Raw genomic sequence first — 23382 nt, 5'->3', positions numbered from 1 at the left:
ATCCATAACAACAACGCTCACGGAGACATTCGATGACCTTTTCACTGCGCCGCCTCGTCCTCGCCACCGGCTGCTTGCTGCTGGCCGGCAACGCCCTCGCTGCCGAACCGAAACGCCCTGAATGCATCGCCCCCGCCTCGCCCGGCGGTGGCTTTGACCTGACCTGCAAACTGGTGCAAAGCGCCCTGGTGCAGGAGAAGATCCTCAGCAAGCCGATGCGCGTGACCTACATGCCTGGCGGTGTCGGCGCCGTGGCGTACAACGCCGTGGTCGCCCAGCGCCCGGCCGATGCCGGCACCCTGGTGGCCTGGTCCAGCGGTTCGCTGCTGAACCTGGCCCAGGGCAAGTTCGGCCGCTTCGACGAGAACGCGGTGAAATGGCTGGCTGCGGTCGGCACCAGCTACGGCGCCATCGCGGTGAAAAGTGACTCGCCCTACAAGACCCTCGACGACCTGGTCGCGGCACTGAAGAAGGACCCGAGCAAAGTCGTGATCGGTTCCGGCGGCACCGTCGGCAGCCAGGACTGGATGCAGACCGCGCTGATCGCCAAGGCCGCTGGCATCAACCCGCGTGACCTGCGCTACGTGGCCCTGGAAGGCGGCGGCGAGATCGCCACCGCGTTGCTGGGCGGGCACATCCAGGTCGGTTCCACCGACATCTCCGACTCCATGCCGCACATCCAGAGCGGCAACATGCGCATCCTCGCGGTGTTCTCGCCGAACCGCCTGGACGAGCCGGAAATGAAAGACATCCCTACCGCCAAGGAGCAGGGCTACGACATCGTCTGGCCGGTGGTACGCGGTTTCTACCTCGGGCCGAAGGTGAGCGACGAAGACTACGCCTGGTGGAAAGAATCGTTCGACAAGATGCTGGCCTCGGAAGACTTCGCCAAGCTGCGCGACCAGCGCGAGCTGTTCCCGTTCGCCATGACCGGCGCGGAGCTGGACGGCTATGTGAAGAAGCAGGTGGCTGACTACAAGGCACTGGCCAAGGAATTCGGCCTGATTCAGTAAGCCCCCTACGCCATTCGCTCTTTGTAGGAGCGGCCTTGTGTCGCGAAAGGGCTGCGCAGCGGCCCCGGCAATATTCGTAGCGCCGCTGAAACCCTGGGGCCGCTATGCGCCCCTTTCGCGACACAAGGCCGCTCCTACAAAGGGTCCGCGTCGTGCCGTATACAACGAGGATTCCTTCATGATCCTGCAACGCATCTTCGCCCTGGCCCTGCTGGCGGTGTGCGCCGCCCTGGCCGTGATGGCCTGGCCCTATCAGGCCGCATTTTCCTACGAACCGGTGGGGCCGCGTGCCTACCCGTTGCTGATGCTCGGCCTGATGAGCCTGGGCCTGCTGTACCTGTCCATCCGCCCTACCCCCATCGTGCGCAAGGACGACGAGCCGGAGCTCGACCGCGAAACCTTGATCAAGATCGCCGCCTGCGTCGGTCTGCTGATCGTCTTCGCCGGCACATTCGAAGCCCTGGGCTTCATTCTCAGCGCCATCCTGGTCGGCATCCCCATGGCCCGTCTGTATGGCGGCCGCTGGCTGCACAGCACCCTCGTGGTAGTGGGCATGAGCGTGCTGCTCTACTGGCTGTTCGACCGCGTCATGGACGTACCCCTGCCCCTTGGCCTGCTGAGCGTACTGGAGAACTGACACATGGATACCTTGAGCTACCTGGGCCAGGGCTTCGGCGTCGCCCTGTCCCCTTACAACCTGGTCACTGCCCTGTCGGGCACGCTGATCGGCACCGTGGTCGGCCTGCTGCCGGGCCTGGGCCCGATCAACGGCGTGGCCCTGCTGATCCCCATCGCCTTCGCCCTCGGCCTGCCGCCGGAGTCGGCACTGATCCTGCTGGCTGCGGTGTACCTGGGCTGCGAATACGGCGGCCGGATCAGCTCGATCCTGCTGAACATTCCGGGCGAAGCCTCGACCGTGATGACCACCCTCGACGGTTACCCGATGGCCCGCCAGGGCCTGGCCGGTGTGGCCCTGTCGCTGTCGGCGTGGAGCTCGTTCATCGGTGCGTTCATCGCCACCTGCGGCATGGTGCTGTTCGCCCCGCTGCTGGCGAAATGGGCGATTGCCTTTGGCCCGGCGGAGTACTTCGTGCTGATGGTGTTCGCCATCGTCGCCCTCGGCGGCATGGCCGGTGACAAGCCACTTAAAACCTTCATCGCCGCATTGATCGGCCTGTTCCTGTCGGCTGTCGGTATCGATGCCAACAGCGGCGTGTACCGCTTCACCGGCGACAGCGTGCACCTGGCCGATGGCATCCAGTTCGTGGTGCTGGTACTGGGCCTGTTCTCCGTCAGCGAAATCCTGCTGTTGCTGGAGAAGACCCACCATGGCCACGAAGCGGTCAAGGCCACCGGGCGCATGCTGTTCAACTTCAAGGAAGCAGCGTCGGTATTCGTGGTCAACATCCGCTGCGGCCTGCTGGGCTTCATCATGGGTGTACTGCCGGGTGCCGGCGCGACCCTGGCCAGCGCCGTGGCCTACATGACCGAAAAGCGCATCGCCGGTGAAAAGGGCAAATTCGGCAAAGGTGACGCCCGCGGCCTGGCGGCCCCGGAAACCGCCATCGGTGCGTCCTGCTGTGGCGCCCTGGTGCCGATGCTGACCCTAGGTGTACCCGGTTCGGGCACCACGGCGGTGATGATCGGCGCGCTGACCCTGTACAACATCACCCCGGGCCCACTGCTGTTCGAACAGCAGCCGGACATCGTCTGGGGCCTGATCGCCTCGCTGTTCATCGCCAACATCATGCTGGTGATCCTGAACATCCCGATGATCCGCATCTTCACCCGCATTCTGGCCGTGCCGAACTGGGCGCTGGTGCCGGTGATCGCGATCATCACCGCGATCGGTGTATACGCCGTGCATGCCACCACCTTCGACCTGTTCCTGATGGTCGGCATCGGCATCATGGGCTACATCCTGCGCAAGCTGGACTTCCCACTGTCGCCAATCCTGCTCGGCTTCATCCTCGGTGGGTTGATGGAACAGAACCTGCGCCGTGCGCTGTCGATTTCCAACGGTGAGCTGGGCATCCTCTGGTCGAGCCCGATCAGCATGGGCGTGTGGGTGCTGGTGTTCTGCATGCTGACCCTGCCGCTGCTGCGCAGCTGGCGCAAGCGCAGCCTGCAGCGTCGGGCGATGGCCGATGCCTGATCGGCCACTGCCACTGTTTGTCGCGACCGGGCTGGTCGGCCTTGCTGGCGGTTTTGCCGCCAGCAAGGTCGGCTGGCCTTTGCCGTGGATGGTCGGCTCGCTGCTGGCGATCATCCTGGTGCGCTGCCTGACGCCCTGGCAGCTGTCGGAGATACCCAATGGCCGCAAATGCGGGCAATGCATCATCGGTATCGGTATCGGCCTGCACTTTACCCCGGCGGTGATCGAGCAGGTTGCCAGCCACTTCGCGCTGATCTGCTTCGGCGCGCTGTTCACCACGCTTTCCAGCGTGATCGGCGTGTGGCTGCTGCGACGCACCGGTGAAGACCGTGCCACGGCATTCTTCGCCAGCATGCCCGGTGGCTCGGGCGAGATGGTCAACCTTGGCGCACGCAACGGCGCGGTACTCAGCCAGGTGGCCGCAGCGCAGAGCCTGCGCGTGCTGACCGTGGTGCTGTGCGTGCCGGCACTGTTCAAGTTCCTGCTCGGTGACGGGGTGCCGCTGAATCACAATGGCAGCGTCAGCTGGAGCTGGCTGGCGCTGATCGTGCCGCTGGGTGTGGCAGTGGGGTTTATCTGGCAGCGCTTGCGCCAGCCTAATCCTTGGCTGTTCGGGCCGTTGCTGGTGGCCGCCTCGGTGAGCCTGGCAGGCAACCTGCAGATCGCCTTGCCCAACGGTGCCAGCCAGATCGGCCAGTGGCTGATCGGCAGCGGCCTGGCCTGCCATTTCAACCGCGCGTTCTTCCGCCGCGCGCCGTCATTTCTCGGGCGCACGCTGCTGGCCACGGCGCTGTGCATGGCGATTGCCGGTAGTGCAGCGTGGGGGTTGAGCGTGATGACCGAGCTGGACCTGCGTTCACTGACGCTGGGGATGATGCCTGGCGGCATAGCCGAGATGAGCCTTACGGCCGAAACCTTGCAACTGTCGGTGCCACTGGTGACCGCACTGCAAGTGGTGCGGTTGATCCTGGTGCTGTTTCTGGCGGAGCCGTTGTTCAGGTATTGGGCCAAGGCTCAGGAATAAGGGCTGCCCTGCAGCCCCTGTCGGCCTCAGAGTGGTGGCAATGCCCAGTTGATGGGCGCCATGCCACGCTGCTCGAGGAAGCCGTTGGTGCGGCTGAAGTGCCCGCAGCCCAGGAACCCGCGATACGCCGACAGCGGTGACGGGTGCACCGACTTGAGCACCAGGTGCTTGGTACCATCGATCAGCTTCTGTTTGCTCTGGGCATGCGCCCCCCATAGCAGGAACACCACGTTCGGGCACTGCTCGCTGACCACCTGGATGATCCGGTCGGTAAAGAACTCCCACCCCTTCTTCGCATGTGAAGCGGCATTGGCGCGCTCGACGGTCATGGTCGTGTTGAGCAGCAGCACGCCCTGCTCGGCCCAGCTTTGCAGGTAGCCGTGGCTGGCGATCGGGATGTTGAGGTCGCGCTGCAACTCTTTGTAGATATTGACCAGCGACGGCGGCGTCGGCACGCCTGGCTGCACCGAGAAGCACAGGCCGTGGGCCTGGCCCGGGCCGTGGTACGGGTCCTGGCCGAGGATCACCACCTTGACCTGCTCCAGTGGTGTGGAATTGAGCGCATTGAAGATCAGCGGCCCCGGTGGGTAGATTTCCTTGCCGGCCGCGTACTCCTGGCGCAGGAACTCACGCAGCTGATGCATGTAGGGCTGGTCGAACTCGGCGCGCAATGCAGCCTTCCAGCCGGGTTCGAGTTTGATGCGATCGTCTTCAGTCATGGGGCCATCCGTAAACAATGGCGCGACACTAGGTAAGCCACCTGCCCTTGTCAATCGATCCGACCGACGACCGGCATGATCGGCCATGCGGGCCATACTTGGGGGATGACTTGCGCGAGGTAGTCCATGGCCATTCATTGCGAGGTACTCACCGGCGTCGATGGCGCCCGAATCGGCATCGCCACGCTCGATGCCCCCAAGGCGCTCAATGCGCTCAACCTGCCGATGATCGAAGTGCTCGGCGAGCAGTTGCACAGCTGGGCCAGCGACCCTGGGGTAGTCTGCGTACTGTTGCGCGGCAACGGTGCCAAGGCCTTCTGCGCCGGTGGCGATGTGCGGGCACTGGCCCAGGCCTGCCTTGCCCACCCTGGCAACGTGCCACCGCTGGCCGCCACCTTCTTTGCCGCCGAATACCGCCTCGACTACCTCTTGCACACCTACCCCAAGCCGTTGCTGTGCTGGGGCCATGGGCATGTGCTGGGCGGCGGCATGGGGCTGATGCAAGGCGCCGGGGTACGCATCGTCACACCAAGCAGCCGCCTGGCCATGCCGGAAATCAGCATCGGCCTTTATCCGGACGTGGGTGCCAGCTGGTTTCTCGCACGCCTGCCCGGCAAGCTCGGCTTGTTCCTCGGGCTGACCGGGGCACCGATCAATGCCCGTGATGCACTTGACCTGGACTTGGCGGACCGGTTCTTCGGGGAAGAACAGCAAGAGGCGTTGATCGAAGAGCTGTTGCAACTTAACTGGCAGGAGCAAACCAACCTGCAGTTGAACAGCCTGCTCAAGGCCGAACAACATCGCGCCTGGGCCGAACTGCCTGCAGCGCAGTGGTTGCCGCGGCGCCAAGTAATCGACCAACTGCTTGATGTGGCCGACCCGGCTGCGGCCTGGCGGGCACTTGAAGGCCTCAAGCATCACACTGATCCGCTGCTGGCCGAAGCCGGCCAACGCCTGCATGAAGGTTGCCCGCTGACAGCGCATCTGGTCTGGGAGCAGATCCGGCGTGCCCGGCACTTGTCACTGGCCCAGGTATTTCAGATGGAATACAGCATGAGCCTCAATTGCTGCCGACACCCGGAATTCAGCGAAGGTGTGCGCGCCCGCCTGCTGGACAAGGACAACCAGCCACGCTGGCACTGGCCGGATGTGGCGCAAGTGCCAGCAGCAGTGGTCGAGGCGCATTTCGCCAAGGTGTGGGAAGGCCGGCATCCGTTGGCCGACCTGGGGTCATGACACCTTCAGCGCTGCCAGTTGTGGTCCCCTCCGCGCCCACCGTCTGGCCGACGGTCGTTGTCCCCGCGGTTGTTGGAGTGCCAGCGATCATGCTGGTAGCGCTGGCTGCCATCGCGATAGTCATTGCGGTCGCGATCGCGGCCATAGTCATTGCGCTGACGATTGCCATAGTCGTAACGCGGGTTGCCGTGCCACTGGTTCATCCCCGGCTGTGGATTAGGCCGGTAGTAAGGTGCGGGTGCCGGGCGGTAGTAACGAGGCGCCGGCTGGTAGTAGTAGCGCGGCTGCGGCGTCACATAGTAGCGGTCATAGCCGTAGTAGCCCGGCGTAACGTAGCGGTCGGTCGAATAGTATTCAGAACGGGAATAGCCGCCACCCTCGTAGTAGGGGGCGCAGGCGGACGTCATCAGACCCAACAGGGCGATCAACAGAATTCGATAGGACATGGCGGCCTCCTGGACCGCTAAGGTGCCCGAACAGCGGCGCTGGCGAGCGTCGACGAAAAAGCGTTCATCGACAATGAATCAGACAACTGCGCCGAGGTGCAGTGCCATTTCAGCAATAATTTGATACAGGTCGAAATAACCCTGAAAAACATGCAGTCATTTGCCTGTCATCTCACTAGAATGAGCGCCTCGGCACACATCACGGGAAGATCATGCCTTCACGCTCCGCCCTGTTTTCACAGCGCTCGCTGATCCTTGCCCTGCTGCTGTTGCTGGCCTGCGGCTTCCTTGCCACATCGCTGATCAGCTACTTCGCCTCGCGCAGTGCGATCCGTGACGGCATCGTCAATACCGAACTGCCGCTGACCTCCGATACCGTCTATTCGGAGATCCAGAAAGACCTGATCCGCCCGGTGCTGATCGCCTCGATGATGGCCCAGGACACCTTCCTGCGCGACTGGGTGCTGGCGGGCGAACAGGACACCCAGCGCATCACCCGCTTCCTCGGCGAGGTGATGGGCAAGCAGGACACTTTCACATCGTTTTTCGTCTCCGACCGCAGCCTCACCTACTACCAGGCCAAGGGCGTGCTCAAACGCGTGGTACCGAACACCTGGCGTGATGCCTGGTACTTCCGACTGCGCGAGATGAAAGCGCCGTATGAGATCAACGTCGACCTGGACATGGCCAACCAGGACAGCCTGACGGTGTTCATCAACTACCGGGTGCTGGACTACCAGCAGCGCTTCATCGGCGCCGCCGGGGTTGGCCTGAGCGTGGACGCGGTGATCAAGCTGATCGATACGTATCAGCGCCGCTACCAGCGTTCGGTGTTCTTCACCGACGCCAAGGGCAAGGTCATTCTGACCGGCTCGGAGGGTGGCCCCCACGGCCTGAAGGTCGGCCAGCCTTTGACCGACAATGCCGACCTCAGTGATTTGCTGGCGCAGCGCCCAACGCCCACCGAGGGCAGCCATGAGTACAAGGACAGCAAAGGCCACAGCCACTTCCTCAACGTGCGGCAACTGCCGGAACTGGGCTGGTACCTGCTGGTCGACAAACGCGAGACCGGCGCCCTCGACCGCATCCGCCACTCGCTGTACCTGAACCTGGCGATCTGCGCAATGATCACCCTGGTGGTGCTGTCGCTGCTCAATGGCATGCTCAGGCGCCACCAGGCCAGCACCGAGGCGCTGGCGACCCTCGACAGCCTTACCGGGCTGCCCAACCGGCGCAGCTTCGACCTGCTGGCCGCCCAGGCTCTGCAGGAAGCTCAGCGCGATTGCGCAGCGCTGGTCGCCTTGCTGATCGACCTCGATCATTTCAAGGTGCTCAACGATACCCATGGCCATCTGGCAGGCGACGAAGTGCTGCGCCAGTTCGCCAACGTGCTGCAAGGTAGCCTGCGGCAGTCGGATATACTCTGCCGCTGGGGCGGTGAGGAGTTCATCGTGCTGCTGCGTGAAGCCGAAGGCCCGCAGGCCATCGAAGTGGCGGAAAAGATCCGCCGTCGCACCGAGCAACTGACCTTCAGCTACGAAGATCAACCCTTGCGCCTGACCACCAGTATCGGCCTCAGCGCCTTGCAGCCGGGCGACACCCTGCACGCCCTGCTGACCCGCGCCGACCGTGCGCTCTATCGTGCCAAGCAGGCCGGCCGCAACCGCGTCTGCAGTGAATCACCCGGACCCGAACATGAATGACACCCAGCACTGCCCCGCCTGTGGCGCCCTCAACCAGTGCAGCCTGGCCGACCCACGCAGTGCCACCCAGGCCTGTTGGTGCTACGGCGTGAGCATCGACCCTGCCGTGCTCCAGGCCCTGCCTGCCGAGCTGCGCAACAAGGCGTGCCTGTGCCCCCGCTGCGCCGCTGTGCAAGACCAGCTTGAAGCTGCAGAGCAGCATACTGTGGAAGCGGGCTTGCCCGCGAAGAAGCCGGCACCGCTCTAAGGTGAAAAACCGCTAAACTGCCTCCCCGTTCTGCTTTCTCTCTGCCATGCGCCTCGACCGTTTCCTCGCCAACCTGCCCTGCTACAACCGTCAGCAAGTGCAACTGCTGCTGGTGCAGCGCCGTGTGCGCGTGAACGGCGAAGTGGTCAACGACCCTAAAGCAGAAGTCCGAGAGTTCAGCCGCGTCGAAGTCGACGATCAACTGCTGCAGGTCGGCCGCCCCGCCCGCTACCTGATGCTGCACAAACCCACCGGCTGTGTCAGCGCCACGCAAGACCCGCAGCACCGCACCGTGCTCGACTTGCTGCCAGGCGCATTGCGCGACGACCTGCACATCGCCGGGCGCCTGGACTTCAATACCACTGGCCTGATGATCCTGACCAACGACGGCCAGTGGTCGCGGCGCCTGACCCAGCCGACCACCAAGTTGCCCAAGCACTACCTGGTGGAAACCGAAGACGAAATCGGCGCGCACTATGCCGCCAAGTTCCACGAAGGCTTTTATTTCGCCTTCGAAGACCTGACCACCCTGCCCGCCCGGCTCGACATCCTCGGCCCGCGCCAGGCGCGGCTGGCAATCGTCGAAGGGCGCTATCACCAGGTCAAGCGCATGTTCGGCCATTTCGACAACAAAGTGGTCGCTCTGCATCGCGAAAGCATGGGTTCGATCAGCCTCGATCCGAGCCTGCAACCCGGGGAATTCAGGGACCTGACGGCAGAAGAAATCGCCTCGGTGTGAATGCCGTAATACAGGCATACGACCGCTGAGCGCCCCGAGTCACAAATTTGCGCAAACGGCACTTGCGGGATCCCCGACCCGCTGCTTGACTCCTAACTCGTCAGTCCGCGAGTGACCAGCCAGTCACGCCCGCAGTTCATGACACTTTTTGCCGGCCACCCAAAGCCTTGATGCCTTGGGGCACGGCAATTTGCCCGCCAGAACAATATCGTCGACACGTGTGCGAAGGATCGACACAGGGCCCCCGATTTATTCCAGGCAAATGCCTACCTGTCATAAAGAACGTGCACCCTAGGTGACGCGATTACCCTTTTTGCGCCAGGAGTCGATGACATGAGGCCAGAAATCGCTGTACTTGATATCCAAGGTCAGTATCGGGTTTACACGGAGTTCTATCGCGCGGATGCGGCCGAGAAGACGATCATCCTGATCAATGGTTCGCTGGCCACCACGGCCTCGTTCGCCCAGACGGTGCGTAACCTGCACCCGCAATTCAACGTTGTGCTGTACGACCAGCCGTATGCCGGCAAGTCCAAGCCGCACAACCGCCAGGAACGGCTGATCAGCAAGGAGGATGAGGCGCATATCCTCCTCGAGCTGATCGAGCGCTTCCAGTGCGACCACGTCATGTCCTTCTCCTGGGGCGGTGCCTGCACCTTGCTGGCGCTGGCGCACCAGCCGCGGCAGGTGAAGAAGGCAGTGGTCAGTTCGTTCTCGCCGGTGATCAACGAGCCGATGCGTGACTACCTGGAGCGTGGCTGCCAGTACCTGGCCGCCTGCGATCGCTACCAGGTCGGCAACCTGGTCAACGACACCATCGGCAAGCACCTGCCATCACTGTTCAAGCGCTTCAACTACCGGCATGTCAGCAGCCTGGACAGCCACGAGTATGCGCAGATGCACTTCCACATCAACGAAGTGCTGCAGCGTGATTTGCAACGGGCATTGAATGGTGCGCGCAACATCGATATTCCGGTGCTGTTCATCAACGGCGAGCGCGATGAATACACCACTGTCGAAGATGCACGCGAGTTCGGCAAGCACGTAGGCAACAGCCAGTTCAGCGTGATCCGCGACGCTGGCCACTTCCTCGACATGGAAAACAAGTCAGCCTGTGAAGACACCCGCAACGTCATGCTTGGCTTCCTCAAGCCGACCGTGCGCGAGTCCCGTCAACGCGGTAACTCATACACCCAGGGGCAGCATGCATTGGCCATCTGAGCGCATCGGCGTCCTGTAGCCCACACCCGCAGGTTATGGGTCGCCGACAAGCTTTTTTATAACTTGGGCTTCTATTTCAGGGAGGGTTCTGGTAAAAAGTCCAGCGCAGACGCGGGTATAGTTTAGTGGCAAAACGAAAGCTTCCCAAGCTTTAGTTGAGGGTTCGATTCCCTCTACCCGCTCCACACATTGCATTCCCCGCATGGCGTTCCAGCAACGTCATCGCTGTCAAAAGGAGCCCACGGCTCCTTTTTTCGTTTCTGCTCCTTTCATTGACAGGGGCCATGGCCGCATTTGGCGTCTTCCGTTTTAATTCGCTTGCAAGCGAAACGGCTTGGGGCGCATATGCTTCATGGATCCGTGAAACATTTCGAAAGGACGACGCATGTTTCTCTCCCGCTGGCTCCCCGGCCTTGCCAACCTGCTGCACTACCGCCGCGAGTGGTTCCATGCCGACCTGCAGGCAGGGCTTTCGGTGGCAGCAATCCAGATCCCCATCGCCATCGCCTATGCCCAGATCGTCGGGCTGCCGCCGCAATACGGCCTGTACGCGTGCGTGCTGCCGATGATGGTCTATGCCCTGATCGGCAGCTCGCGCCAACTGATGGTCGGCCCGGACGCAGCAACCTGCGCGATGATCGCCGGTGCCGTGGCGCCGCTAGCCATGGGCGACCCTCATCGCATCGCCGAACTGTCGGTGATCGTCACCGTGCTGGTCGGGGTGATGCTGATTGTCGCCGGCCTGGCACGCGCCGGCTTCATCGCCAGCTTCTTCTCGCGCCCGATCCTGATCGGTTACCTGAACGGCATCGGCCTTAGCCTGATTGCCGGGCAATTGTCCAAGGTGGTGGGGTTCAAGATCGAGGGTGACGGGTTCATCCTCAGCGTGGTGAATTTCTTCCAACGCCTGAACGAGATCCACTGGATGACACTGGCCATCGGCCTGGCCGGGCTGGCGCTGCTGATCTGGCTGCCGCGCCGCTACCCTCGCCTGCCGGCGGCCCTGGTGACCGTCGCAGTCTTCACCCTGCTTGCCGGCCTGCTCGGCCTGGACCGTTTTGGCGTCGCCATTCTCGGGCCGGTACCGTCCGGCATCCCCAAGCTTGCCTGGCCACACAGCAACCTGGATGAAACCAAGAGCCTGCTGCGCGATGCCCTGGGTATCGCCACCGTGAGTTTTTGCAGCGCCATGCTTACCGCCCGCAGCTTCGCCGCACGGCACGGCTATGCGATCAACGCCAACCATGAGTTCGTCGCCCTGGGCGTGAGCAACCTGGCTGCCGGCATCTCCCAGGGTTTTGCCATCAGCGGTGCCGATTCGCGCACCGCGGTCAATGACATGGTCGGTGGCAAGAGCCAGCTGGTCGGCATCATCGCCGCACTGGTCATCGCCCTGATTTTGTTGTTCTTCACCGCACCAATGGCGTGGATCCCACAGGCGGTGCTGGGTGCAGTGCTGCTGATGGCCGGCTGGGGCCTGATCGACATCAAATCGCTGGGCAGCATCAGGCGCCTGAGCCGCTTCGAGTTCTGGCTGTGCCTGCTGACCACGGTCGGCGTGCTCGGCCTGGGCGTACTGCCGGGCATCGTGTTTGCCGTGACCCTGGCGATCATGCGCCTGCTCTACACCATCTACCAACCCACCGATGCCGTGCTCGGCTGGCTGCCGGGTACCGAAGGCCAGGTCGACATCCGCAAGAACAAGGACGCTCGCACCGTGCCGGGCCTGGTGGTGTACCGCTTCGACGACGCGATCCTGTTCTTCAACGCCGACTACTTCAAGATGCGCCTGCTCGAAGCCGTGCAAAGCCAGGCCCAGCCTCAGGCGGTACTGTTCGATGCGGAAGCGGTCAGCAGCATCGACGTCAGCGGCATCGCCGCCCTGCGCGAGGTGCGCGACACCCTCACTGCGCAGGGTATCCACTTCGCCATCGCCCGCGCCCGCGGCACCTTCCTGCGCATGCTGGTGCGCTCGGGGATGGCACGGGAGATGGAAGAAAAATTGCTCTTCGGCTCGGTGCGGGCGGGGATACGGGCTTATCGAGTCTGGCGGAACAGGAGTCGCAAGGAACCTGTGGCCGAACAGAAGCCACAGGCAAGCCTGGATAATCAGTAACCCAAGGTTTCCAGCTGTTCGAGTTCGGAGCGTTTCACTGGTCGCTGCTGGAAACGCAACAGCTCTCCCGCCCGATTGGTAAAGATCCCGTCGACGCCGGACTTCATGGCCTTGTCGAAATCGACCTTGTCATCGAGGGTATAGGCGTGAACCAACAGTCCGCGTTCGTGATTGGCCTGGTTCATCCACGGCTGGATCAGGTCGCTGTAACTCTGCTCACCCAGGTGAGTTCGCGTGGCTGACGGGCCGGTGCCAATGGCGCCCGCCTGCTTTGCATGGTCGAGCCAGCGCAGGAATTCCTCCTTGTCCTTGGGCTGCTGACGAGCATAGAAAGCGGCTTTGTCCTGCTCGCCCGACTGGGCGAAATCCTGCCCGGATGCCGCTGCGATACCTTTGTTACCCACCCATAGCAAGAGGATCTTCGGCACCTGGGGCATCGCCTCGTGTAGCAGCCTCAAGCTGTTGCGGTCGAAGGTCTGCAGCACCACCCGCCCCGGTCGGTCGAGCCAGCCACGGGCTTCGAGCCGTGCCTTCAGGTCCTTCTCGATACCGGGGAACTGGTTGGGTACCTTGGTCTCGATATAAAGGCCTGGGTGGCGGTCGGGATTGCCTTCGGCGATATCGATGACTTCATCCAGAGTCAATATCGGCAACTTTTCGAACGATGGCCGGGCACGTTGCGGATAAGCCCGGTTGAACCAACTGCCAGCATCCAACGACTTGAGCTCGGCGAGGGTGAAGGCACTCACCGGGCTTTTCCTGCGCTCAGGGTATCGGTCGGCAACGTTGCTGGTGCGCGACAGCTCATCATCGTGGACCACCACCAGTACGCCGTCGCGGGTGCGCTGCAGATCAAGTTCCAGATAATCGGCGCCCAGTTCACGGGCCAGCAAGTAGGCGGGTGTGGTGGATTCGGGGGAATCGTAGGAAGCGCCGCGGTGGGCGATCACGGCCGGGTACGGGATACCTTGGGCCGCGGCCAGGGTCTTGCCGTCGCTGGCCGAGGCCAGTGACGCCGACAACAGCATGCTCAGGGCCATAGTGCGAAGCAGCGGGTTGCGCATGGAGAAGTCCTCTTTCATCCTGCGGGCCTTGTGCTGCCTGTTCCGGCCCCCTCGCGGGTAAAACCGCTCCCACAGCTATCGCACCACCCTGAAGCAAGTGGTAATCCTGTGGGAGCGGGTTCACCCGCGAGAGGCCGGCGCAGGCAAGACAAGACGGCAATGTAAACAGCAACCCTCGCACACCTTGCATGACATGCTAAAGTCCCCGCCGTTTCCCGCACCACCGAACGGACCGCACATGCCAGCTCACGACGCCCGCCTCGCCTCTTGGCCAGACCTCAACCAGCGCCACCCCTGCAACGCACTGCTGCTGGGCAACGGCGCCAGTCGCGCGCTGTGGAAACCGTTCGGCTACTTCTCGCTGTACGAGGAGGCCCAGCGCGCCGGGCGCAAGAAAGGCCTGGCGATCAGCGACCAGGCCCTGTTCAAGTCGCTGGGTACCGAGCTGTTCGAGCCGGTGTTGAGCACCCTCAACCACACCGTGCGTGCCAATGCCGCCCTGGCCATCAACTCCACCGCGCCGTTAAACCGCTACTACTCGATCAAGGAAGGCCTGATCCACGCCATCCGCACCCTGCACCTACCCTGGCCGCTGATGCCCGCCGCCACCCTGGCGTCGATCAACCAGGCCTTGCGCGAGTACCGCACTGTCTACACCAGCAACTACGACCTGATCCTGCCCTGGGCCCTGCAACACGACCCGCAGGGCTTTGCCGCACTGTTCGACGAGCAAGGTTTCTTCGACGTACGCCGCACCCGCAGCGAAGGCACCCGCGTGCTGCACCTGCACGGCGGGCTGCACCTGCTCAAGCTGCCCGACGGCAGCACCCGCCAGCGCAGCGCCGAAAACGCCGAGTTGCTGGACGGCTTTGCCGTGAACATTCCCGGTGAGGTGCCATTGTTCGTCAACGAAGAGCGCAGCGACGAGAAACTACGTGCCATCCGCAACTCGGACTACCTGGCCTGGGGGTTGGGGCAACTGGCACAGGAAAGCCAGGGCATGTGCCTGTTCGGGCAGCATCTGGACAGCACTGACCAGCACCTGGTCGAAGCCATACGCCAGGCGCGGCCGGCTCATCTGTCGATTGCCATCCGGCCATTGAGCGAGGCTTCTGTGCTGAACCAGAAGCAGCATTTTGTCGAGCGGTTCGGGGACATGACGGGGGCGGCACTGCACTTCTTCGATGCCAGCACGCACCCGTTGGGGCTTGAGGGATTGGCGATCGAGGTTCCGTCAGCGCGTCGCTAGATGACGGGCTCGATACGCGTTAGACGCTCAACCAAAAATGCGTTGATGCGCTCGGGACACATTGACTGACATTGCAACCCTGGCCAGTTCTACAATGTCCTGACCAATAGCGTAACTTCCCCGCGCCTGCAGCCACATCAGAACATCCGCAAGATGCCAGAGCGATGTACTGCCCTCATGGATTGGTGTCGGGAAACTGTACATATGCGAAAGCATCAACTTGCGCATGTTTTGCCGTGACACACCGATGATTTCAGCTACATCAGTAAGCCCCACCAAGTCGGGGGTTGCTTCGATCAAGCGGGCACCGGGCACTGCTGTAAGCACATCACTCAGCGCACTTTCAATAGCCTCCATGGCAGAGGGCGCTTCACGTACAAAAGCCAATGCCAAGCGGCCAAGCTGCCCAACCCCCACCACTGCGTCATCACAGCCAGCTACGGCCAGACGCTCCAGCATCGCATCAACGCTTTCGTCTTCGATCAGTGGATATTTCAGGGTGAATTCGTATTCCACTGCTACCTCTCCTCACCAGCCTTGATCATGCTGCTGGTGCAGTTGTCCACGACGCGCCTGAGCTGAGCTTGTGAATAGCAGGTTGTCAAATGACAACCTTCTGAGCTGACAAACGATCACGCCACACTACAGAACTCTTGAGGGTCAAAACGGCTCCTGGTTGCTCTTGGGAATTTTCCCACAGGAATACAGGAGCGGTGCTCCAATGCACCTCATCTTGCTGTGGTCAGATCAGCTTATCCGCCCGTAACAACGTCTCCAGGCAGTGCTCCTGCACCCCATAAAACGCCTTCAGCTGCCCGATCTTCTCCAGCAATGCCGCGTTATCCCCCACCTGTCGGCGCTTCACCGCAAGAATCATCTTGTTCTTGTTGGTGTGCTCCAGGGAGATGAACTCGAACACCTTGGTCTCGTAACCACAGGCTTCCAGATACAGCGCGCGCAAGCTGTCGGTAAGCATCTCGGCCTGCTGCCCCAGGTGCAGCCCGTATTGCAGCATCGGCTGCAGCAACCCCGGGCTGTGCAGTTGTGGGCGGATCTGTTTATGGCAGCACGGCGAGCACATGATGATCGCGGCGTTGCAGCGGATGCCGGTATGGATGGCGTAGTCGGTGGCGATGTCGCAGGCATGCAGGGCGATCATCACCTCGATGGCCTCGGGTACTACGCTGCGCACATCGCCGCACTGGAATTCCAGGCCAGAATGCTCCAGGCGCTGCGCAGCGGCGTTGCACAGGTCGACCATGTCCTGGCGCAGTTCAACCCCGGTCACCTCTGCCTCGCGGGCCAGGGTGTTGCGCAGGTAGTCGTGCATGGCAAAAGTCAGATAGCCCTTGCCGGAACCAAAGTCAGCCACACGCAGCGGTTGCTCCGCCGGCACCGGGGCATTGGCCAGGGCGTGGTCGAAGACTTCGATGAACTTGTTGATCTGCTTCCACTTGCGCGACATCGACGGGATCAGCGCACCCTGGGCATCAGTCACCCCCAGGTCACGCAGGAATGGCCGCGACAGCTCCAGGTAGCGTTTCTTCTCGCGGTCATGGCCGGTATTGGCAACCGCCTCGCGTGGCGCCTGCGCGCCATGGCGCTGGAGCATCGGCTTGCCCTTCTTGCTGAAGGTCAGCTGCACTTCGCCGTCGGCGTCGAACAAATGGGCGTTGCGGAAGCTCTCCGGCAGCAGCTCGGCAACCAGCGCCTGGGCCTGGTCCAGCGGCAGGTTGCGAGTGATGTCGCGGGTCTGGTGGCGGTAGACCAGCGACAGCTGGGCCTGCCCCTTCACCAGCAGCGGCTTGGCAATGATGCGCTGCAAGGTCTGGTCGGCACCGACATGGCGCGCCAGCACCAGCTTGACCAAGGTGTTGCCGTGCAGGGCAGCACCCAGCAAGTCGAAGAACTGGGCGCGCGCATCCGGCGCAGGGGAAGCGGAAGTACTGGCGGACATGGAAAACAGGTGCCTCGGAAACAGGGGGCGCGTTGCGCAATGCCGCGCATTCTACACCCTGCAGCAGCCGCTTCAGTCGAGAATCACCAGACGGTTGGGCAGTTCGTTGCGGGCATGGGTGCGAGGCACGTGCTCGCACAGCAGCTCGCCGCACGCCTCGATGCAATCGACAAAGCCCTGCAAGGTCCGCCCTTGACGGACCTGTTCGGTGAAACGCGCCACCATTACGGCGCGTGCCTTGGCATCGAGATGCTGATCGATGCCCTGGTCGACAAGGATTTCCACATGCCGCTCAGCCTCGGCGACAAAGATCAGCACCCCGGTGGCACCCTCCGTGCCCTGCAGGTTCTGCTCGCGAAACTGCTGACGCGCCAGGCTGGAGGCACGCCAGCGGCGCAACGCGCTCGGGATCAGCCAGGCGGCCACGCGCGGGCTGCGCAGCAATAGGCACAGCCCGATGAACAGCAATACGTTGGCAATCAGCAGCCCACGTACTCCGGGCCACCCCAGCAGCCACTGCAACAGGCCAGGCACGGCCAACGCCAGTACGGCGGCCCAGAACAGTGGCAGGTATGCGTAGTCATCGGCACGGCGCGCCAGCACGGTCACCAGCTGCGCATCGGTGCGCCGCTCCACCCGGGCAATGGCCTCGGCCACCTGCCGGCGTTGGTATTCGTCGAGGGGAGTCATGCCTTCAGTCTCGTCAGCGTTCTTATAGTTGTTTTCCCGGCATACGGGTCTTCCTCCGCGGCCGACATATTCAGGCATAATCCGCCGCTGGATGAATTACCGGCGAATCGTACAACAATAGCCGCCTGAAAACTTCGGCCACGCGCGTATCACTGTGAATACGGCAAGGGCCTCGACAATGGAATTGATGATGAAACTGTCTTTGCTGGGCCTGGCCATGGGCCTTGCCAGCCAGGCGGCCCTTGCCGCCCCTACCGCCCCGCCCCTGCAGGACAAGCAGGCTTTCATCGACCATCTGATCAGCCAGATGACCGAAGCCGAAAAGATCGGCCAGCTGCGCCTGATCAGCATCGGCCCGGAAATGCCCCGCGACAAGATCCGCGAAGAAATCGCCGCCGGGCGCATTGGTGGCACGTTCAACTCGCGCACCGCACCCGAGAACCGGCCGATGCAGGACGCCGCCATGCGCAGCCGCCTGAAGATCCCGATGTTCTTCGCCTACGACACCATCCACGGCGAACGTACCATCTTCCCGATCGGCCTGGGCCTGGCCGCCAGCTGGGACATGGACGCCATCGCCAAGGTCGGCCGCACCTCGGCCATCGAAGCCTCGGCCGACGCGCTGGACATGACCTTCGCGCCGATGGTCGACATCGCCCGCGACCCACGCTGGGGCCGCACCAGTGAAGGCTTCGGCGAAGACACCTACCTGACCTCGAAGATTGGCCAGGTCATGGTCCGCTCGTTCCAGGGCAGCAGCCCGGCCAACCCCGACAGCATCATGGCCATCGTCAAGCACTTCGCCCTGTATGGCGCGGTGGAAGGCGGGCGCGACTACAACACAGTCGATATGAGCCTGCCGAAAATGTACAACGATTACCTGCCGCCTTACCGCGCCGCGCTCGACGCCGGTGCTGGCGGGGTGATGGTGGCGCTCAACTCGATCAACGGCGTGCCAGCCACCTCCAACACCTGGCTGATGAACGACCTGCTGCGCAAGCAATGGGGCTTCAAGGGCGTGACCATCAGTGACCACGGCGCCATCCAGGAACTGATCCGCCACGGTGTCGCCCGCGACGGCCGCGAAGCCGCCAAGCTGGCGATCAAGGCCGGCATCGACATGAGCATGAACGACACCCTGTACGGCGAAGAGCTGCCAGGGTTGCTCAAGTCCGGCGAAGTGACCCAGCAAGAGCTGAACCAGGCCGTGCGCGAGGTACTCGGCGCCAAGTACGACATGGGCCTGTTCAAGGACCCGTATGTGCGCATCGGCAAGGCCGAAACCGACCTGAAAGACTACTACGCCGACAACCGCCTGCACCGCGACGCCGCCCGTGACGTGGCGCGCCGCAGCCTGGTGCTGCTGGAAAACCGCAACCAGACCCTGCCGCTGAAGAAGGCCGGCACCATTGCCCTGGTCGGCCCGCTGGCCGATGCCCCGATCGACATGATGGGCAGCTGGGCCGCCGACGGTAAGCCGATGCACTCGGTAACCGTGCGCGAAGGCCTGCGCCGCGCTGTCGAGGGCAAGGCCAAGCTGGTGTATGCCAAAGGCTCCAATGTCACTGGCGACAAGGCGATCCTCGACTACCTGAACTTCCTCAACTTCGATGCCCCGGAAATCGTCGATGACCCACGCCCTGCGGCGGTGTTGATCGATGAGGCAGTCAAGGCTGCCAAGCAGTCCGATGTGGTGGTGGCCGTGGTCGGTGAGTCCCGTGGCATGTCCCACGAGTCGTCGAGCCGCACCACCCTGGAAATTCCGGCCAGCCAGCGCGAGCTGATCAAGGCCCTGAAGGCCACCGGCAAGCCGCTGGTGCTGGTCCTGATGAACGGCCGCCCGCTGTCGATCAGTTGGGAACGTGAGCAGGCAGATGCCATCCTCGAAACCTGGTTCTCCGGCACCGAAGGCGGCAACGCGATTGCCGACGTGCTGTTCGGCGACTACAACCCGTCAGGCAAGCTGGCCATCACCTTCCCGCGTTCGGTCGGGCAGATCCCGATGTACTACAACCACACGCGCATCGGCCGGCCGTTCACCCCAGGCAAGCCGGGTAACTACACCTCGCAGTACTTCGAAGAGCCCAACGGCCCGCTGTACCCGTTCGGCTATGGCCTGAGCTACAGCAGCTTCGAGCTGTCGGGCCTGACCCTGTCGAACAAGAACCTCAAGCGTGGCGACACGCTGGAAGCCAAGGTGACGGTGAAGAACACCGGCAAGCTTGAGGGCGAGACAGTGGTGCAGTTGTACCTGCAGGATGTTTCGGCGTCGATGAGCCGCCCGGTCAAGGAGCTGAAGAACTTCCAGAAACTGATGCTCAAGGCCGGTGAATCGCGGACCCTGACCTTCCGCATCAGCGAGGACGACCTGAAGTTCTACAATGGTCAGCTGCAGCGGGTGGCCGAGCCTGGCGAGTTCAATGTCCAGGTCGGGCTGGATTCCGAGGCGGTGCAACAGCAGAGCTTCGAACTGCTGTAACAGGTTCGTCGCCTGATCCGGCCTCTGTGGGAGCGGTTTATCGAGTCGTCGAACCGCCGCGAAGAGGCCGGACCTGATATTTCCATCACCCGGATCCGCCCCATGCCCTTTTCCTTTCGCGCCCTGCGTCTGGGGCTGATCACCCTGCTGATCGTGCTTGGTACCGCCCTCAGCGCCGGCTGGGCCATGCACCAGGCCAAACGCCAGGCAATGGAGGATGACGCCCGCCGCGCCAGCCAGCAGCTTGTGCTGTACGCCAACGCCTTGCACACCCTGATCGACCGTTACCGCGCCCTGCCCGCCGTGCTGGCGCTGGACCCGGAGCTGATCGAGGCCCTGCGCGGACCTGTCAGCGAGCAGGTGCAGCAGGCGCTCAACCTCAAACTCGAACGCATCAATGGCGCCGCCAACTCTTCCACCCTGGAGCTGCTCGACCGCACCGGGCTGGCCGTGGCCGCCAGCAACTGGCGCCTGCCGACCACTTATGTGGGCTCCAACTACGGCTTTCGCCCCTACTTCAAACAGACCCGCAGCCAGGGCAGCGGCCGCTTCTACGCGGTGGGCGTGACCAGTGGCGTGCCGGGCTACTTCCTGTCCAGTGCAGTCAGCGACGAGCATGGGCGCTTCCTCGGCGCCATGGTGGTCAAGCTGGAGTTCCCGGAGCTCGAGCGCGAGTGGCGCCAGGGCAGCGACATCCTACTGGTCAGTGACGCCCGCGGCATTACCTTCATCGCCAACCAGGATGGCTGGCGCTACCGCGAACTCAAGCCACTCAGTGGCGCCGACCGCGCCGAGCTGGCCGAAACCCGCCAGTACGATAAGCAACCGCTGGTGCCGCTTCAGCATCAGGTACTGACCCGCTTCGCCAACAACAGTCACCTCAGCCGTGTGCAGAGCCCCGATGGCACCGCCGAATACCTCTGGGAAAGCCTGCCGCTGGAAGGCGAAGACTGGACCTTGCACCTGCTGCGCAAGCCCCAGGTCGAAGCCGCTGGCCGCAACGCCGCACTGGGTGCCGCCGCCGTGTGGCTGAGCCTGGTGTTCGCCGCGCTGTTCGTCAGCCAGCGCCTGCGCCTGGCCCGCCTGCGCCAGCGCAGCCGCGATGAGCTCAAGCGCCAGGTCGAGGAACGCACCCGCGAGCTGCGCACCGCCCAGGAAGGCCTGGTGCAGTCAGCCAAGTTGGCCGCGCTGGGGCAGATGTCCGCAGCCTTGGCCCACGAAATCAACCAGCCGCTGACCACCCAGCGCATGCAGCTGGAAACCCTGCGCCTGCTGCTCGACCACGGTCGCTACGACGATGCGCGCAAGGCCCTCGAACCGCTGGAACAGATGCTCACGCGCATGGCCGCACTGACCAGCCACCTCAAGACCTTCGCCCGCAACAGCCCGGTAGGCCTGCGCGAACGCCTCGACCTGGCCACCGTGGTCGACCAGGCCTTGCACCTGCTGGACACCCGCATTCGCACTGAGGAAGTCGAGGTAGCCCTTTACCTGGCACGCCCGGCATGGGTCCGGGGCGATGCGATTCGCCTCGAACAGGTATTGATCAACCTGCTGCGCAACGCCCTCGACGCCATGGCCGACAAACGCTACAAACGCCTGGAAGTCCGTATAGAACCGGACCACGAGCAATGGCGCCTGAGCGTGCTGGATTCCGGCGGCGGCATTGCTGAAGCGGACCTGGCGAAAGTCTTTGACCCTTTCTTCACCACCAAGCCGGTGGGTGAAGGCCTGGGCCTGGGCCTGGCTATTTCCTATGGCATCATCGTCGAAGCCGGCGGCCAGTTGCACGCCGAGAACCTGCCGGGCGGCGCCCGGTTGAGCCTGACACTGCCCCGTGACCTGGAGCCTGTATGTTGAATTCGGTGATCGTTGTCGATGATGAAGCCAGCATCCGCACTGCGGTCGAGCAATGGCTGAGCCTGTCTGGCTTCAGCGTGCAGCTGTTCGCCCGCGCCGAAGACTGCCTGGCCCAACTGCCCGCGCACTTTGCCGGGGTGATCATCAGCGATGTACGCATGCCGGGCATGGGTGGCCTGCAACTGCTCGAACGCCTGCAGGCGGATGACCCTGACCTGCCGGTGATCCTGCTGACCGGCCATGGTGATGTGCCGATGGCGGTCGAGGCGATGCGCAACGGCGCCTACGACTTTCTGGAAAAGCCCTTCACCCCGCAGCACCTGCTGGGCAGCCTGCGCCGCGCCCTGGAAAAACGCCAGCTGGTTCTCGAGAACCGTCGCCTGCATGAGCAGGCCGACCTCAAGTCGCGCCTGGAAGTGACCCTGCTGGGCATGTCGCAAGGCTTGCAGCAGCTACGCCGGCAAGTGCTGGATCTGGCCAGCCTGCCGGTCAATGTGCTGATACGCGGCGAGACCGGCAGCGGCAAGGAGCGCGTGGCGCGTTGCCTGCACGACTTCGGCCCGCGTGCCGACAAACCGTTCGTTGCACTCAACTGCGCGGCCATCCCCGAATCGCTGTTCGAAGCCGAACTGTTCGGTCACGAAAGCGGTGCATTCACTGGCGCCCAGGGCAAACGCATCGGCAAACTGGAGTACGCCAACGGCGGTACGGTATTCCTCGACGAAATCGAGAGCATGCCATTGGCCCAGCAGGCCAAGCTGCTGCGGGTGATCCAGGAACAGAAGCTGGAGCGGCTGGGGGCCAACCAGAGCATCAGCGTCGACTTGCGAATCATTGCCGCAACCAAGCCTGACCTGCTCGAAGAGGCCCGCGCCGGGCGTTTTCGCGAGGACCTGGCCTATCGCCTGAACGTGGCGGAACTGCGCCTGGCGCCGTTGCGTGACCGGCGTGAGGACATCCCGCTGCTGTTCGAGCATTTCGCCCGTGCAGCCGCCTCCAGGCTGGGGCGCGCGGCGCCACCGTTGGCCGGCGCGCAACTGGCGCAGTTGCTGTCCCATGACTGGCCGGGCAATGTGCGGGAGCTGGCCAATGCGGCGGAACGGCATGCCTTGGGGCTGGGCTCACCGGACATCGAGACGGTGCCAGCAGGGCAATCGCTGGGCGAGCAGATCGAGGCCTTCGAGGCCCAGTGCCTGCGGGCGGCGTTGCGTCAGCATGGCGGGGAGATCAAGGCAGTGATGGAAGCCTTGCAGCTACCTCGACGGACGTTGAACGAAAAGATGCAACGGCATGGTCTGGTACGTGAGGACTTTGTCTCGCGCCAGTAGGCGGAAATCCGCTTATCGCCTGATTTCAATAGGCAGATATCCGCTTATTCCTATCCCATAGCGGGGCTGCTTTGCAGCCCTTCGCGGGCAAGCCCGCTCCCATAGAGAATTCTACCGGCTCAGGTAGCATGCGGCG

Annotated in this window: 20 protein-coding genes and 1 tRNA gene; 15 read left to right on the top strand and 6 right to left on the bottom strand. The window is 63.1% G+C overall.

The window, feature by feature from the left end; genetic code table 11:
* The first annotated feature begins 32 nt into the window (after positions 1-32).
* The 4 genes from BUQ73_RS03800 (at position 33) to BUQ73_RS03785 (ending at position 4192) form a co-directional block, all read left to right on the top strand.
* Positions 33-1013 carry a Bug family tripartite tricarboxylate transporter substrate binding protein gene (locus BUQ73_RS03800; protein ID WP_027917886.1) on the top strand — a complete coding sequence of 327 codons (981 nt, stop codon included), beginning with the start codon at positions 33-35 and terminating at the stop codon, positions 1011-1013.
* A gap of 178 nt (positions 1014-1191) precedes the next feature.
* Positions 1192-1650 carry a tripartite tricarboxylate transporter TctB family protein gene (locus BUQ73_RS03795; protein ID WP_079226734.1) on the top strand — a complete coding sequence of 153 codons (459 nt, stop codon included), beginning with the start codon at positions 1192-1194 and terminating at the stop codon, positions 1648-1650.
* Positions 1651-1653: 3 nt separating this feature from the next.
* Positions 1654-3168, top strand: coding sequence for a tripartite tricarboxylate transporter permease (locus tag BUQ73_RS03790; RefSeq protein ID WP_079226733.1), 1515 nt, complete (start codon positions 1654-1656; stop codon positions 3166-3168).
* Positions 3161-4192: an AbrB family transcriptional regulator gene (locus BUQ73_RS03785; RefSeq protein WP_079226732.1), complete on the top strand. Its 1032-nt coding sequence runs from the start codon at positions 3161-3163 to the stop codon at positions 4190-4192. Before BUQ73_RS03790 ends, BUQ73_RS03785 begins: the two co-directional genes overlap by 8 nt.
* 26 nt (positions 4193-4218) lie before the next feature.
* Here BUQ73_RS03785 and ung read toward each other — a convergent pair whose 3' ends face one another.
* Positions 4219-4911: a uracil-DNA glycosylase gene (gene ung, locus BUQ73_RS03780; protein ID WP_060484030.1), complete on the bottom strand. Its 693-nt coding sequence runs from the start codon at positions 4909-4911 to the stop codon at positions 4219-4221.
* Between the two features lie 126 nt (positions 4912-5037).
* On the opposite strand from ung, the gene BUQ73_RS03775 reads away from it, so the two are divergent.
* A complete protein-coding gene (locus BUQ73_RS03775) occupies positions 5038-6147 on the top strand; it encodes an enoyl-CoA hydratase/isomerase family protein (RefSeq protein ID WP_079226731.1) in 1110 nt (369 codons plus the stop codon).
* A 5-nt stretch (positions 6148-6152) separates the two neighbouring features.
* On the opposite strand, the gene BUQ73_RS03770 is transcribed toward BUQ73_RS03775, so the two are convergent.
* The gene (locus BUQ73_RS03770) at positions 6153-6593 is read right to left on the bottom strand and encodes a hypothetical protein (protein ID WP_079226730.1); all 441 of its coding nucleotides are present in this window, start codon (positions 6591-6593) and stop codon (positions 6153-6155) included.
* Between the two features lie 212 nt (positions 6594-6805).
* Between BUQ73_RS03770 and BUQ73_RS03765 the strand changes: the two genes are divergently transcribed.
* The 6 genes from BUQ73_RS03765 (at position 6806) to BUQ73_RS03740 (ending at position 12619) form a co-directional block, all read left to right on the top strand.
* Positions 6806-8296 carry a sensor domain-containing diguanylate cyclase gene (locus BUQ73_RS03765; RefSeq protein ID WP_079226729.1) on the top strand — a complete coding sequence of 497 codons (1491 nt, stop codon included), beginning with the start codon at positions 6806-6808 and terminating at the stop codon, positions 8294-8296.
* Complete coding sequence (locus tag BUQ73_RS03760) at positions 8289-8543, top strand: cysteine-rich CWC family protein (RefSeq protein ID WP_079226728.1); 255 nt, start codon at positions 8289-8291, stop codon at positions 8541-8543. Before BUQ73_RS03765 ends, BUQ73_RS03760 begins: the two co-directional genes overlap by 8 nt.
* Positions 8544-8589: 46 nt before the next feature.
* Entirely contained in the window at positions 8590-9282 is a 693-nt protein-coding gene (locus BUQ73_RS03755) for a pseudouridine synthase (RefSeq protein WP_079226727.1), read from the top strand.
* 333 nt (positions 9283-9615) lie between these two features.
* Positions 9616-10503 (top strand): alpha/beta fold hydrolase, encoded by an 888-nt coding sequence (locus BUQ73_RS03750; protein ID WP_079226726.1) that lies wholly within the window; start codon positions 9616-9618, stop codon positions 10501-10503.
* 111 nt (positions 10504-10614) lie between these two features.
* Positions 10615-10688, top strand: a tRNA-Gly gene (locus tag BUQ73_RS03745).
* 200 nt (positions 10689-10888) lie between these two features.
* On the top strand, positions 10889-12619 hold the full coding sequence (locus BUQ73_RS03740) for a SulP family inorganic anion transporter (protein ID WP_079226725.1): 1731 nt from the start codon (positions 10889-10891) through the stop codon (positions 12617-12619).
* On the opposite strand, the gene BUQ73_RS03735 is transcribed toward BUQ73_RS03740, so the two are convergent.
* The gene (locus tag BUQ73_RS03735) at positions 12613-13683 is read right to left on the bottom strand and encodes a glycerophosphodiester phosphodiesterase (protein WP_416171806.1); all 1071 of its coding nucleotides are present in this window, start codon (positions 13681-13683) and stop codon (positions 12613-12615) included. The genes BUQ73_RS03740 and BUQ73_RS03735 overlap by 7 nt on opposite strands.
* A 238-nt stretch (positions 13684-13921) precedes the next feature.
* Between BUQ73_RS03735 and BUQ73_RS03730 the strand changes: the two genes are divergently transcribed.
* Positions 13922-14932 carry a DUF4917 family protein gene (locus tag BUQ73_RS03730; RefSeq protein ID WP_079226723.1) on the top strand — a complete coding sequence of 337 codons (1011 nt, stop codon included), beginning with the start codon at positions 13922-13924 and terminating at the stop codon, positions 14930-14932.
* 27 nt (positions 14933-14959) lie between these two features.
* Here BUQ73_RS03730 and BUQ73_RS03725 read toward each other — a convergent pair whose 3' ends face one another.
* The 3 genes from BUQ73_RS03725 to BUQ73_RS03715 form a co-directional block, all read right to left on the bottom strand.
* Complete coding sequence (locus BUQ73_RS03725; protein ID WP_079226722.1) at positions 14960-15448, bottom strand: helix-turn-helix transcriptional regulator; 489 nt, start codon at positions 15446-15448, stop codon at positions 14960-14962.
* A gap of 226 nt (positions 15449-15674) precedes the next feature.
* Positions 15675-16889: a class I SAM-dependent methyltransferase gene (locus tag BUQ73_RS03720; RefSeq protein ID WP_079226721.1), complete on the bottom strand. Its 1215-nt coding sequence runs from the start codon at positions 16887-16889 to the stop codon at positions 15675-15677.
* A 72-nt stretch (positions 16890-16961) separates the two neighbouring features.
* On the bottom strand, positions 16962-17579 hold the full coding sequence (locus BUQ73_RS03715) for a TPM domain-containing protein (RefSeq protein ID WP_079226720.1): 618 nt from the start codon (positions 17577-17579) through the stop codon (positions 16962-16964).
* 187 nt (positions 17580-17766) lie between these two features.
* Here BUQ73_RS03715 and bglX point away from each other — a divergent pair, with 187 nt between their 5' ends.
* From bglX to BUQ73_RS03700, 3 genes are all read left to right on the top strand, one after another.
* Positions 17767-20058: a beta-glucosidase BglX gene (bglX, locus tag BUQ73_RS03710; protein WP_079230477.1), complete on the top strand. Its 2292-nt coding sequence runs from the start codon at positions 17767-17769 to the stop codon at positions 20056-20058.
* 102 nt (positions 20059-20160) lie between these two features.
* Positions 20161-21918, top strand: coding sequence for an ATP-binding protein (locus tag BUQ73_RS03705; RefSeq protein WP_079226719.1), 1758 nt, complete (start codon positions 20161-20163; stop codon positions 21916-21918).
* The gene (locus BUQ73_RS03700) at positions 21912-23246 is read left to right on the top strand and encodes a sigma-54-dependent transcriptional regulator (RefSeq protein ID WP_079226718.1); all 1335 of its coding nucleotides are present in this window, start codon (positions 21912-21914) and stop codon (positions 23244-23246) included. The genes BUQ73_RS03705 and BUQ73_RS03700 overlap by 7 nt, the downstream gene beginning before the upstream one ends.
* Positions 23247-23382 lie beyond the last annotated feature (136 nt).

This window comes from Pseudomonas putida, from assembly GCF_002025705.1.
Taxonomy (GTDB): Bacteria; Pseudomonadota; Gammaproteobacteria; order Pseudomonadales; family Pseudomonadaceae; genus Aquipseudomonas; species Aquipseudomonas putida_J.
Note: the sequence above shows the minus strand (reverse complement) of the source record. Positions and strands in the feature narration are given on the sequence as shown.

What these genes read in the sequence shown, in the direction of transcription:
- BUQ73_RS03800 (WP_027917886.1), top strand. Translation starts at nt 33, where the DNA reads ATGACCTTTTCACTGCGCCGCCTCGTCCTCGCCACCGGCTGCTTGCTG.
- BUQ73_RS03795 (WP_079226734.1), top strand. Translation starts at nt 1,192, where the DNA reads ATGATCCTGCAACGCATCTTCGCCCTGGCCCTGCTGGCGGTGTGCGCC.
- BUQ73_RS03790 (WP_079226733.1), top strand. Translation starts at nt 1,654, where the DNA reads ATGGATACCTTGAGCTACCTGGGCCAGGGCTTCGGCGTCGCCCTGTCC.
- BUQ73_RS03785 (WP_079226732.1), top strand. Translation starts at nt 3,161, where the DNA reads ATGCCTGATCGGCCACTGCCACTGTTTGTCGCGACCGGGCTGGTCGGC.
- ung (WP_060484030.1), bottom strand. Translation starts at nt 4,911, where the DNA reads ATGACTGAAGACGATCGCATCAAACTCGAACCCGGCTGGAAGGCTGCA.
- BUQ73_RS03775 (WP_079226731.1), top strand. Translation starts at nt 5,038, where the DNA reads ATGGCCATTCATTGCGAGGTACTCACCGGCGTCGATGGCGCCCGAATC.
- BUQ73_RS03770 (WP_079226730.1), bottom strand. Translation starts at nt 6,593, where the DNA reads ATGTCCTATCGAATTCTGTTGATCGCCCTGTTGGGTCTGATGACGTCC.
- BUQ73_RS03765 (WP_079226729.1), top strand. Translation starts at nt 6,806, where the DNA reads ATGCCTTCACGCTCCGCCCTGTTTTCACAGCGCTCGCTGATCCTTGCC.
- BUQ73_RS03760 (WP_079226728.1), top strand. Translation starts at nt 8,289, where the DNA reads ATGAATGACACCCAGCACTGCCCCGCCTGTGGCGCCCTCAACCAGTGC.
- BUQ73_RS03755 (WP_079226727.1), top strand. Translation starts at nt 8,590, where the DNA reads ATGCGCCTCGACCGTTTCCTCGCCAACCTGCCCTGCTACAACCGTCAG.
- BUQ73_RS03750 (WP_079226726.1), top strand. Translation starts at nt 9,616, where the DNA reads ATGAGGCCAGAAATCGCTGTACTTGATATCCAAGGTCAGTATCGGGTT.
- BUQ73_RS03740 (WP_079226725.1), top strand. Translation starts at nt 10,889, where the DNA reads ATGTTTCTCTCCCGCTGGCTCCCCGGCCTTGCCAACCTGCTGCACTAC.
- BUQ73_RS03735 (WP_416171806.1), bottom strand. Translation starts at nt 13,683, where the DNA reads ATGCGCAACCCGCTGCTTCGCACTATGGCCCTGAGCATGCTGTTGTCG.
- BUQ73_RS03730 (WP_079226723.1), top strand. Translation starts at nt 13,922, where the DNA reads ATGCCAGCTCACGACGCCCGCCTCGCCTCTTGGCCAGACCTCAACCAG.
- BUQ73_RS03720 (WP_079226721.1), bottom strand. Translation starts at nt 16,889, where the DNA reads ATGTCCGCCAGTACTTCCGCTTCCCCTGCGCCGGATGCGCGCGCCCAG.
- BUQ73_RS03715 (WP_079226720.1), bottom strand. Translation starts at nt 17,579, where the DNA reads ATGACTCCCCTCGACGAATACCAACGCCGGCAGGTGGCCGAGGCCATT.
- bglX (WP_079230477.1), top strand. Translation starts at nt 17,767, where the DNA reads ATGATGAAACTGTCTTTGCTGGGCCTGGCCATGGGCCTTGCCAGCCAG.
- BUQ73_RS03705 (WP_079226719.1), top strand. Translation starts at nt 20,161, where the DNA reads ATGCCCTTTTCCTTTCGCGCCCTGCGTCTGGGGCTGATCACCCTGCTG.
- BUQ73_RS03700 (WP_079226718.1), top strand. Translation starts at nt 21,912, where the DNA reads ATGTTGAATTCGGTGATCGTTGTCGATGATGAAGCCAGCATCCGCACT.